12 protein-coding genes are annotated in these 12152 nt (G+C 33.0%); 7 read left to right on the top strand and 5 right to left on the bottom strand.

Features of this window, described 5'->3' with window-relative positions:
- Positions 1 to 84 precede the first annotated feature (84 nt).
- Entirely contained in the window at positions 85 to 327 is a 243-nt protein-coding gene (locus tag AC2D6V_RS03520) for a GlsB/YeaQ/YmgE family stress response membrane protein (protein ID WP_298237147.1), read from the bottom strand.
- Between the two features lie 66 nt (positions 328 to 393).
- On the opposite strand from AC2D6V_RS03520, the gene AC2D6V_RS03515 reads away from it, so the two are divergent.
- A complete protein-coding gene (locus AC2D6V_RS03515) occupies positions 394 to 1152 on the top strand; it encodes a lysophospholipid acyltransferase family protein (RefSeq protein ID WP_484646665.1) in 759 nt (252 codons plus the stop codon).
- Here the strand turns inward: AC2D6V_RS03515 and AC2D6V_RS03510 are convergent.
- The 4 genes from AC2D6V_RS03510 to recA all read right to left on the bottom strand — a co-directional run bounded on the left by AC2D6V_RS03510 (position 1123) and on the right by recA (position 4732).
- On the bottom strand, positions 1123 to 2652 hold the full coding sequence (locus AC2D6V_RS03510) for a hypothetical protein (RefSeq protein WP_484646664.1): 1530 nt from the start codon (positions 2650 to 2652) through the stop codon (positions 1123 to 1125). The two genes, AC2D6V_RS03515 and AC2D6V_RS03510, sit on opposite strands and share 30 nt — an antisense overlap.
- On the bottom strand, positions 2645 to 3190 hold the full coding sequence (locus tag AC2D6V_RS03505; protein ID WP_484646663.1) for an RNA polymerase sigma factor: 546 nt from the start codon (positions 3188 to 3190) through the stop codon (positions 2645 to 2647). The genes AC2D6V_RS03510 and AC2D6V_RS03505 overlap by 8 nt, the downstream gene beginning before the upstream one ends.
- A gap of 29 nt (positions 3191 to 3219) precedes the next feature.
- On the bottom strand, positions 3220 to 3624 hold the full coding sequence (locus AC2D6V_RS03500; RefSeq protein ID WP_484646662.1) for a hypothetical protein: 405 nt from the start codon (positions 3622 to 3624) through the stop codon (positions 3220 to 3222).
- 103 nt (positions 3625 to 3727) lie between these two features.
- Positions 3728 to 4732, bottom strand: a complete 1005-nt coding sequence (recA, locus tag AC2D6V_RS03495) for a recombinase RecA (RefSeq protein WP_484646660.1) — start codon at positions 4730 to 4732, stop codon at positions 3728 to 3730.
- A gap of 503 nt (positions 4733 to 5235) precedes the next feature.
- Here recA and trhO point away from each other — a divergent pair.
- The 6 genes from trhO to AC2D6V_RS03465 all read left to right on the top strand — a co-directional run bounded on the left by trhO (position 5236) and on the right by AC2D6V_RS03465 (position 12121).
- Positions 5236 to 6303, top strand: a complete 1068-nt coding sequence (gene trhO / locus AC2D6V_RS03490) for an oxygen-dependent tRNA uridine(34) hydroxylase TrhO (RefSeq protein ID WP_484646659.1) — start codon at positions 5236 to 5238, stop codon at positions 6301 to 6303.
- A 189-nt stretch (positions 6304 to 6492) separates the two neighbouring features.
- A complete protein-coding gene (locus AC2D6V_RS03485; protein ID WP_484646658.1) occupies positions 6493 to 7659 on the top strand; it encodes a PSP1 domain-containing protein in 1167 nt (388 codons plus the stop codon).
- Between the two features lie 5 nt (positions 7660 to 7664).
- The gene (locus AC2D6V_RS03480) at positions 7665 to 8159 is read left to right on the top strand and encodes a gliding motility lipoprotein GldH (RefSeq protein ID WP_484646657.1); all 495 of its coding nucleotides are present in this window, start codon (positions 7665 to 7667) and stop codon (positions 8157 to 8159) included.
- A 65-nt stretch (positions 8160 to 8224) separates the two neighbouring features.
- Positions 8225 to 10570, top strand: coding sequence for a penicillin-binding protein 1A (locus AC2D6V_RS03475; RefSeq protein WP_484646656.1), 2346 nt, complete (start codon positions 8225 to 8227; stop codon positions 10568 to 10570).
- 101 nt (positions 10571 to 10671) lie between these two features.
- Positions 10672 to 11373, top strand: coding sequence for a CoA transferase subunit A (locus AC2D6V_RS03470; protein ID WP_484646655.1), 702 nt, complete (start codon positions 10672 to 10674; stop codon positions 11371 to 11373).
- Between the two features lie 94 nt (positions 11374 to 11467).
- Positions 11468 to 12121: a 3-oxoacid CoA-transferase subunit B gene (locus AC2D6V_RS03465; protein ID WP_484646654.1), complete on the top strand. Its 654-nt coding sequence runs from the start codon at positions 11468 to 11470 to the stop codon at positions 12119 to 12121.
- Positions 12122 to 12152: the final 31 nt, after the last annotated feature.

The following is a 12152-nucleotide window of genomic DNA, read 5'->3' as shown; positions in this document are numbered from 1 at the left end:
TGTAAAGATAAGTTAGGCAAAAAAAAAAGTGGCATTAGCCACTTTTTAATAATATTATAGTTAGGGTTTAATAATAAAATAAGGTTATTTCTTAAATAAACCTGCAATTAAAAGAATAACAGAAGCACCAATGGCTCCAGTAAGGATGTCTCCAATAACACCATCCATTAAAGAAATACTTAATTGAGAGAAAAGCCAGTTACCAACAATACCTCCAATTATCCCAATAATAATGTTGAAAAGCAGCCCGAAACCACCACCTTTCATAAGTTTTCCTGCCAGCCAACCAGCTACGGCACCAATTAAAAGTGAATAAAGTAAACCCATAATTTAAATTGTTTAAAATTAATATGAATTAAAGATAATCAAATTATAATACTATTTTTGGGATTGATGAAAATTGTAAAACACCTGTTCTGGACTTTATATCGTATCTGGTTTTATATATTAGTTGCCTTACCAATACTTATTTTGTTTCCTATTCTATTCATTTCTATTTTAAAGGAATCTTGGTATCCATTCTTTTTTAAAATTGCACGCATATGGGCTAAATTCATTTTGATAGGGATGGGTTTTAGATATAGGATAGAAAGAATAGAGCATCCAGAAAAGGACAAAAGTTATATGTTTATTGCTAATCATACTTCTATGGCAGACATTATGCTTATGTTGGTTTCAGTTAAAAACCCATTTGTTTTTGTTGGAAAAAAGGAACTGACTAAAATTCCTTTATTTGGTTTTTTTTATAAGCGTACATGTATCTTGGTAGATAGAAGTTCGGAAAAGAGCAGAAAGGCTGTTTTTTTAAGAGCTCAAAGACGTTTAAAGCAAGGGCTAAGTATTTGTATTTTTCCAGAAGGAGGTGTGCCCGAAGAGCATGTTATACTTGACGACTTTAAAGACGGTGCGTTTAGGTTAGCTATAAATCATAAAATCCCGATTGTTCCTATAACGTTTGCTGATAATAAAAAACGCTTATCGTATACGTTTTTTAGTGGCGGGCCAGGGAAAATGCGTGTTAAGATTCATAAATTTATGGAAACCGAGGGGTTAAAAACGGAAGAAACTAGAGAATTAAATAATAATGCAAAGGCAATTATTTTAAAAGAATTACAGACAGATCTAAAACTTGAAGCTAAAACCAGTATATAAGCCTATTATATAGGGCTTAAAGTCACCAGATGTGTTATCATAAGCATTAAGCTGATACTTGAAGATAGGTTCTAAATTAAATTTAAATTTTTCAGAAAAGAAATAATTTACTCCGACACCAAAATTAGCACTGAAGCTCAAATCGTTAATATTGTTGGCTCTACCAATAAAGGTTTTTCGTTCTTCAAATTCTGAAAAAACTTCGTTATTATCAAGTAAAAACGTACTGAAACCACCAATAATATTAAGTCCAAAACTTTTGTTTTTTCTAACCAAATCATACTGTAGTTCAAGAGGAATTTCATAATAACGTATGCGTTGACTTATTGCAGCGTTAAAATTGCCTCCAAGAACACCTCCTAGTTGTTGAGCTGCAATGTTTTCTGAACTTATAGCAGAAATGTTTTGAGCGCTCTTAGATAAAGTGATATTTTTAAGCTGGCTTGAATTTCTTAATTGATTTGATGAAATACTATTAGTAATATTTTGAAATAAAATAACATTGTTGGTGTCATAACTCAAAGCAACATTATGGACTCCAGCCCGGATTTTAAGATTATCATTTAAAGCATAAGAGACATTAATTCCATAACTAGTATTAAGTTCACCACTTTTAGAATTGTTAATGAATTGATCATCTATATGAGAACCGGTTCCAAAAGAATTGTAATAAACAGGTGCAACGTTAGGAGTGACGCTCCACCTGTTTTTGGATTTCTCTTTTTCAATTAAATCCTTATTTTTTTCAATTTGTTCCGTTAAACTTAGAGATTCGATTTCTTTCAAAATCTCATTATCTGAATCAGCAACCTGTAAGTCATTACTTGCGAAATTTGAATTAGAGTTTTCTTTATTTTCAAGACCTATTTTTTTATCTGATACATTTATTAAATCGCTTGGATTATTAGATGCGGTTTTTATTCTTGAGCTGTTTTTGTCCTCGGGGTTAATTACAATTGGTAAAGATTTTTCTATTGTATTATTTTGAGATGAATTATTTAATAAAGATTGTGAATCTTTATTAAAACTATTTATTGTTTTATCAATTGCTGCCTTTTCTTCTATAGTTGTTGAAGCAATCACATTTTCAAAAGGTGAATCGTTGAATAAAGAATTTGATTTTTTTTCTTTTTTCGACTTACTTTTTAATTGATTATCTGTGTTTTTGGTTTTATTTAAGTTATTTTCAGTAGTACTCTTTTGTATATTAGAATCAACATTAGAATCAACATTAGAATCAACATTAGAATCAACATTAGAATCAACAACTTGATTTGTAGGTTGAACATTATTGTTTTCAAAAAACAAACTACCACCAGTAACAAGAATAAGAAATAATGCCGCAATACCAGCATATCGCCACCAAATAGGGATAATCCTTCTCTTTTTCTTTTTGTTTAGTCTTGATTTTATGTTGTTCCAAGTTATATCATCAGGAATAACTTCAAAGTCTTTGAATTTCTCCTGATATAGTCTATCTATATGTTTTTTATTACTCATTATATGTTAGCGAAACTATTATTGCTTTGTATTTTTCAATTTTTTGTTTTAAAATTTGCCTAGCCCTAGCTAGGTTGGATTTAGAGGTTCCAATATTTATTTTTAACATGTCTGCAATTTCTTTATGTGAATAGCCATCTAAAACATAAAGATTAAATACTAATCGGTATCTATCTGGTAGCTCTTGTATGATTTTTAAGAGATAATCTATTGATATGTCATCTTCAACTTCTAAAATAACATCTTCTATAGCGTCTTCATTTATAATATCAAAGACGCCTTTATTTCGATAGCATTGCAATGCGGTATTTATTGTTACCCTCTTTAACCAACCTTCCAAAGAACCCTTATTATTAAATTGTGATATTTTGTTAAAAATAGTCACAAAGGCATCTTGCAGATTATCTTGTGCTTCTGCATGATTTCTTGAATACTTTAAGCAAATAGAAAACAATTTACTCGAGAAGAGTTTATAAAGTTCACTTTGCGCTTTAGTATCATTATTTTTACAATTATCTACGAGTTGTTTTAAACCCAAATTAAACACGTATTAATTAACACCAAAATTTAATCTATAATTGGGACGATAACTTCTAAATACTGATCATTTTCATTTACATCTTTACCTTTCCAGAATTTAAAAACGATCTCTCCTGTTGAAACCGCTTTAAAATCAAAAGACACTTCTAATTCTAAACTTATTTCATCACAATTTGAATTATCAAAAACCTCACTAACAATCGCTACTTTTCTAATATTTGTTTCAGCTTCATAATAGATGTCATTAAAAGAATGGCAATTATTAGGGCGAATGTATGTCATAAATATTTCATAGGTTTCACCTTTGATAAATTCATTTGGTAAAACAACATGTTCTATAGGTAGGATTTCGAAAAACGAACTTTGAGAATCGTTACCTAAACTACACGATGAAACAATAACTATAATAAGAAAGAACAGTAGTTTTTTCATTATAATTTCCTTTGGTATAATTATTATATGTACTCTTTAGATGATGATACTTCTATAAGGTTGCGTATTAAAAACAAAAAATCCCGAATTATCGGGATTTTTTTTAAGCTTCAACTCCTTTTAAGGAGGCCTTTATCTTTTCCTCTAGTTCGTCGAGTAACTCGGGATTATCTTTTATTATAGATTTTACAGCATCTCGACCTTGTCCTAGTTTGGTGTCTTGATAGCTAAACCAGGAGCCACTTTTTTTAACTATTTCGTGTTCAACGGCAATATCTAATACCTCTCCAACTTTACTTACACCTTCGCCATACATTATGTCGAATTCTGCCATTTTAAATGGTGGAGCCACTTTGTTTTTAACTACTTTAACTCGGGTTTTGTTCCCTAAAACAGATCCATTGCTATCTTTAATTTGTGTAGAACGTCTAATATCTAACCTAACAGAAGCATAGAATTTTAACGCGTTACCACCAGTAGTGGTTTCGGGGTTTCCAAACATAACACCAATTTTTTCACGTAATTGATTAATAAAAATTACGGTACAATTTGTTTTACTAATAGAACCTGTAAGCTTCCTTAGTGCCTGAGACATCAAGCGTGCATGCAGGCCCATTTTAGAATCGCCCATTTCTCCTTCAATTTCACTTTTTGGTGTTAAAGCTGCGACAGAATCGATTACAACAATATCTATGGCACCAGAGCGAATTAAATTATCGGTAATCTCAAGAGCTTGCTCGCCATTGTCTGGTTGAGAAATAATTAAATTATCAATATCAACTCCTAATTTTTCAGCATAAAACCTATCGAAAGCATGTTCGGCATCAATAAATGCAGCAATGCCTCCAGCTTTTTGAGCTTCAGCAATTGCATGCAATGTTAATGTAGTTTTTCCAGAAGATTCTGGTCCATATATTTCTGTAACACGCCCTCTTGGGTAACCACCAACGCCTAATGCAATATCTAACCCTAGAGATCCAGAAGAAATGGCATCTACGTCTTCAATAGCCGCATCACTCATTTTCATAACAGTACCTTTTCCGTAAGCCTTATCTAGCTTATCCAAAGTAAGCTTAAGCGCTTTTAACTTTGCTTCTTTTTCACTCATTTATATGTTTTTTTCTGAAGTTATGCTTGCTAAAATACTACAACTTTTATCACAATACAATTTTATGACGCAACCTTTTTCTACAAATTGCATCTATTAAATGAAGAGGAAAATTTTTGCTGTGAAATGAGCATAACCAGAGCTTCTTTTTTACTGAATTTTCTGGTTATGCCAATTACATCTTACTTATAGTAATTTACTAAAACACGAAGATGAAAGAAAAATGAAATTTTTCAAACAAACAATTTTAATATCAACATTAGGTGTTTCAATTACCGTTTTTATAAATAGTAATTGTAAAGCCGATGGTGGTTAATCTGAGGTATAGTTTTTAAGAAATTTTAAAAATATATTAACCAAGGATTAGTCAATAAAAAGCGTTTTAAGTTTACTGAAGCGCTTTTTTTATGAATTATTCCGAGCCGTAATTATTAAAATCACTTTCCAAAATTATTGTACTTTTACAGCTTAAAATATTCTTTAACCTTATAAATTAGTATAGCATGCAACTGTACAATAAACTAAGCGCAAAAGAAAGAGCAGAATTAATCGAAAAGGCCGGAAAGGACCGATTAACACTTTCTTTTTATCAATATGCCAAAATTGGCAATCCGCAAGAATTTAGAGACCTATTATTTATCGTTTGGGATAAATTAGATGTTTTAGGGCGAATTTATGTGGCTCAAGAAGGAATTAATGGACAACTGTCTTTACCTGCAGATAGATTTAATGAATTCAAAGCACATTTAGATACTATAGGTTTTTTAAATGGTATCCGATTGAATATTGCTATCGAGCAAGATAACATGTCCTTTCTGAAATTAAAAGTAAAAGTTCGAAACAAAATAGTAGCAGATGGTTTAAATGATAGCACATTTGATGTAACAAACAAAGGTGTTCATGTTGGTGCTTTAAAGTTTAATGAGCTTATTGAAGACGAAAATACTGTTTTGGTAGACATGCGTAATCACTATGAAAGCGAAATAGGTCGTTTTAAAAATGCCGTTACACCAGATGTAGATACCTTTAGAGAGTCTTTAGATATTATAGAAGATGATTTAAAAGAGCATAAGGAGGATAAAAAACTGGTTATGTATTGTACAGGAGGTATTCGTTGTGAAAAAGCAAGTGCTTATTTCAAGCATAAAGGGTTTAAAAATGTATATCAACTAGAAGGTGGGATTATTGAATATACACGTCAAATAAAAGAAGAGAATCTAGAGAACAAATTTTTAGGTAAGAATTTTGTGTTTGATGAGCGTAGGGCAGAGAAAATAAGTGATGATGTGATAGCTCAATGTCATCAATGTGGAGAATCTTTTGATATACATACAAATTGCGCAAACGATGCGTGTCATTTATTATTCATCCAGTGTGATTCATGCAAAGTAGAAATGAGTAATTGCTGTTCGACTAATTGCAAAGAAATACACGAATTGCCTTATGAAAAACAAAAAGCATTGCGTAAAGGACAGGGTAATAGTAATGATATCTTTAAAAAAGGACGTGCCGACCACTTGCCATACAAAAAGGATTTGAGAAATATTTTTGATGTTTTAAAGAAGAAATAAGGCAATTATTAGCTGTAAATTTTCTTAAAAAACTTTGTTTTTAAGTCTGTATAATAATCTTATCTTTACCTCAAGAAGTTGTGTCTCACAGATTTGTTATAAGTAACTAATTTTAAGCGAGAAACAATTAATTATTAACCTTCATTCGTAATAATTATTAATTATTAACGAATTCAATATATAAAATATATGGCTTGCGCTAGTTGCTCAACTAAAGACGGTCAACCTAAAGGATGCAAAAATAATGGCACTTGCGGGACAGATAGTTGCAATAAATTAACTGTTTTCGATTGGCTTGCAAATATGTCCTTACCAAATGGAGAGAAGCCTTTTGATTGGGTTGAAGTTCGTTTTAAGAACGGAAGAAAACATTACTACAAAAACCTTGAGAACTTAACACTTAGTATTGGCGAGATAGTTGCTACACAAGCTAAATCTGGACATGATATTGGTATGGTTACCTTGGCAGGCGAACTTGTTCGAGTTCAAATGAAACGCAAGAATATTGCTCCAGAAGGAGAAGATATTTTAAAGATATATCGTAAGGCAAGTCAAAAAGACATTGATATTTGGTCAGCAGCTCGTGACAAAGAGGAACCTATGAAGGTGAGGGCGCGACAATTTGCAATCGATTTGAAATTGCAAATGAAAATTTCAGATATTGAATTTCAAGGAGATGCTAGCAAAGCAACTTTTTATTATACTGCTGAAGAACGTGTAGATTTCCGAGAGCTTATTAAAGTATTCGCTCGCGAGTTTAGAACGCGTATAGAAATGAAACAAGTTGGTTTTCGTCAAGAAGCTTCAAGGTTAGGGGGTATTGGATCTTGCGGGCGCGAATTATGTTGCTCCACATGGTTGACTGATTTTCGTTCGGTAAGCACTTCAGCGGCGCGATACCAACAACTATCTCTAAACCCACAGAAATTAGCAGGTCAATGCGGCAAACTTAAATGTTGTTTAAATTATGAGCTCGACACCTATTTAGATGCTCTTAAGGAATTTCCTAAAACAGATATTAAATTACAAACAGAGAAAGGAACTGCAGTATGTCAAAAAACAGATATTTTCAAAGGACATATGTGGTATGCCTATGAAGGGGAATGGATGAATTGGCATAAGATTACGACTAAACAAGCGAATGAAATTATAGCTATTAATAAGAATAAGAAAAAGGTGTCAAGCTTAGAAGAATACGCATCAGACCTTTTAGAAGACACTAAAACTGAATTTGAAAACGTTGTAGGTCAAGATAGTTTAACACGCTTCGATAGTCCAAAACATCATAAGAAACGTAAAAATAATAGGAACAGATCTAATAAAAATAGAAACAACCGAAAAAAACCTCAAAAATAGTAAAAATGCCTCGAAATAGTGTATTCTTGTTTTTTCTAATATTTTTGGTTCTAGCTGTTTCATGCGATTCTAATCGCGCTTTCGATGAATATAAATCTGTCCCAGATTCGTGGCATAAAGACTCCATAACAAGTTTTAAAATTATTCCGCCAGACTCAATTAATCCGTATAATCTGTTTGTTAATTTAAGAAATACCAATACTTACAAGTACAATAACTTATTTTTAATTGTTGAAATGGTTTTTCCTCATGGAAAAACTATAAAGGATACTTTAGAGTATAGAATGGCAGATCCTACAGGTAAATTACTAGGTTCTGGCTTTACAGATGTAAAAGAGAATAAGCTATGGTATAAAGAGCAAGTTATATTTGAAGAATCAGGAGAATATACTGTTAATATTCAACATGCTATGAGAGAAAATGGAAAAGTAAATGGGATTATAGAGCTTGAAGGAGTAACAGATATTGGGTTTAGAATAGAAAGTATAAATAATAACTAAAATGTCACATCGAGTAATTTTGTGTAAGCAAAATAGTATCGAGATGTATTATATAGATTAAGTACATGGCAAAAGTAATAAAGAAAAAAACAAAAGTTATTCAGAATTTTTCAAAGTACATCCGTTGGTTTTGGATGTTGTTTTTAGGAGGAATTCTTTTAGTTGTGTTAATATTTTTACTTGCTTCTTGGGGGGCGTTTGGTGAGATGCCTGATCATACTATTTTAGAAAACCCAAAAACGAATTTAGCTACTGAAATTATTTCTTCAGACGGACAGACATTAGGGAAATTTTATTTCAATGATAATAGAACACCTATTGATTATGCTGAATTACCTCAACACTTAGTAGATGCTCTAATAGCTACTGAAGACGCAAGATATCACGATCATGCTGGAATTGATGGTAGAGGCACCCTAAGGGCATTTGTTTTTTTAGGAAGCAAAGGAGGGGCAAGTACCATTTCACAACAATTGGCTAGACAACTATTTGTCGGTGAACATTCACAAAAGACATTGGGAAGAATCACCCAAAAGTTTAAAGAATGGATTATTGCCACACGTTTAGAGCGTCAATATACGAAAGAAGAAATTATAGCACAGTATTTTAATATTTACGATTTTTTAAATAATGCTGATGGTATTAGAAGCGCATCTCGTATTTATTTTGGTAAAGAACCAAATAAATTAGATTTAAAGGAATCGGCAATGTTAGTTGGGATGTTTAAAAATTCCGCTTTGTATAATCCAAGACGAAACCCTGTAGGTGTTAAAAACAGACGCAATGTTGTATTAGCACAAATGGAAAAGTATGGCTACATTTCTGAAAAAGAGAAGGATTCACTTCAAGATACCGAGTTAGATTTGCGTTATACGCCTGAGTCTCATCGAGAAGGGATAGCCACCTATTTTAGAGAGTATTTACGAGCTTTTATGAAAGATTGGATAAGAGAGAACCCAAAACCTGATGGCACTAAGTACAATATTAATAGCGATGGCTTAAAAGTTTATACCACAATAGATTCGCGTATGCAACAATATGCCGAGGATGCTGTGCAACAGCACATGCCTCGGTTGCAAACGGAGTTTTTTCACCAAAATACACCTAAAAGAAATCCAACTGCACCTTTTTTAGATTTAACAACTGGGGCAATTGACACCCTTTTGTTGCGCTCTATGCGACAGTCTGAACGTTGGCGTCATATGAAATATGATTTAAAAAAACCTAATGAAGAAATAGAGAAATCATTTTATAAGCCTATAAAAATGTCTGTTTTCGAATGGAAAGATGGATTCCCTTCAGAGATTGATACCATCATGAAGCCAATCGATTCGATGCGTTATTATAAATCTTTTTTAAGAACAGGCATGATGTCGATGGATCCGCAAACAGGTCATGTTAAAGCCTGGGTTGGAGGAATGAATTATAGACATTTTCAATACGATATGGTAAAACAAGGAAAGCGCCAAATTGGTTCTACTTTTAAGCCATTGGTATATGCGGCTGCGATAGACCAATTGCACGCATCGCCATGCGATGAATATCCAGATACGCCATTTTGTATAGAAGCGGATAAATATGGCAACCCTAAAGAATGGTGTCCAAAAAATTCAAATCATGATTATGGCGGCACAAGAACTCTTAAAAATGCATTGGCAAATTCTGTAAATACTGTAACTGCGAGATTAATTGATAAGGTTGGTCCACAAACTGTCGTTGATTTAGCAAAAAAATTAGGTGTAGAATCTGAATTACTTCCAGTTCCTTCTATAGCTTTAGGAACACCTGATTTAAGTGTTTACGAAATGGTTGGTGCCTATTCTACATTCGCAAATCAAGGTGTATATACCAAGCCAGTTATGGTTACTAGTATTCAAGATAAAAACGGGACTATTTTATATCAGTTTACTCCTGAAACCAAAGATGTATTAAGCGAAGAAACAGCCTATGTTACCGTTAAACTATTAGAAGGGGTTACCCAATATGGATCTGGAGCTCGTTTAAGAACAAAAGGGGCAGATGCCTACAGAGCAGATTATCGCGAAATTATTACGGGCTATCCGTATGAATTCACAAATCCAATTGCTGGAAAAACAGGAACAACACAGAATCAAAGTGATGGATGGTTTATGGGTATGGTTCCAAACCTAGTAACTGGTGTGTGGGTAGGAGCCGAAGACAGAGCAGCACACTTTGCCAGTATTACTTATGGGCAAGGGGCAGCAATGGCATTGCCAATTTGGGCTATTTACATGAGGAGTTGTTATGGTGATGAGGAATTAGGAATATCAACAGATCAATTTATAGAACCTACAGAACTCTCTATTAATGTTGATTGCTCAAAGGGAGGAACTAAAATAATTGATGATTCTGGTGATGAAGAAATTCCTGATGATTTAGACTTCAATTAAAATTGAAAAGTCATTCTGTAAAAGAACAGTTTTTATTTCTTAATATTCTTATCTTATAATTCAATTATTCGTAATTTTATACAACAAAAATTACGAATTAAATGATTAGTAAAAAAGTAGCAAACGTTCAAGAAGCACTTCAGGGTGTTTCTAATAATATGACTTTCATGCTTGGGGGTTTTGGACTTAGCGGTATTCCTGAAAATGCCATAGCAGAATTAGTGAAACTAGGCGTGTCTGGACTAACCTGCATATCTAATAATGCAGGTGTGGACGATTTTGGATTAGGGCTATTACTTCAGCAAAAGCAGATAAAAAAAATGATATCCTCCTATGTAGGTGAGAACGATGAGTTCGAACGCCAAATGCTGTCTGGCGAATTGGATGTGGAACTTATTCCACAAGGAACACTAGCTGAACGTTGTCGAGCAGCCCAAGCTGGGTTTCCGGCCGTTTATACACCAGCGGGTTATGGCACCGAAGTAGCCGAAGGCAAGGAAACTCGTGAGTTTGATGGTAAAATGTATGTTTTAGAACATGCTTTTAAAGCTGATTTTGCTTTTATTAAAGCATGGAAAGGAGATGAGGCTGGAAATCTAGTTTTTAAGGGGACTGCGCGAAACTTCAATCCGAATATGTGTGGAGCAGCAAAAATAACTGTTGCTGAGGTAGAAGAGCTTGTTCCGTTAGGCACATTAAATCCTAATCAAATTCATATTCCTGGAATATTTGTAAAACGTATTTTTCAAGGAGAAATGTATGAAAAACGTATTGAACAACGAACTGTAAGATCAAAAAGTTAAAAAGTAAAAGTGCCTAAAATGCTCTAAAGTTTATAGATTATGTGAATGAGCCACTTATAACTTTAAATACCTAATAACTTATAACTTAAAAAGAATGTTAGATAAAACAGGAATAGCAAAAAGAATAGCTAAAGAAGTGCAAGATGGTTACTATGTAAACTTAGGAATTGGTATTCCTACTTTAGTGGCTAACTATGTACGAAATGATATAGAGGTAGAATTTCAAAGTGAAAACGGGGTTTTAGGCATGGGGCCTTTTCCATTTGAAGGAGAAGAAGACGCTGATGTAATTAATGCAGGTAAACAAACTATTACAACATTACCAGGTGCTAGTTTTTTTGATTCAGCGATGAGTTTTTCTATGATTCGTGGCCAACATGTAGATTTAACTATTTTAGGTGCTATGGAAGTAGCTGAAAATGGAGATATAGCAAATTGGAAAATTCCAGGAAAGATGGTTAAAGGCATGGGAGGTGCTATGGATTTAGTAGCAAGTGCAGAAAACATTATTGTAGCCATGATGCATACTAATAAACGTGGAGAATCTAAATTACTTAAGAATTGTACACTTCCGTTAACAGGGGTAGGGTGCGTAAAAAAGATTGTTACTAATATGGCTGTATTAGAGGTAACAACAAACGGATTTAAACTTTTAGAACGCGCTCCTGGAGTTTCAGTTGAAGATATAAAAAATGCCACAGAAGGGAATTTAATTATTGATGGAGATATTCCTGAAATGAACCTATAGATATCATAAAGTGTAATAATAATCGGGTAAA

This window comes from Algibacter sp. YIN40, assembly GCF_057219435.1.
Note: the sequence above shows the minus strand (reverse complement) of the source record. Positions and strands in the feature narration are given on the sequence as shown.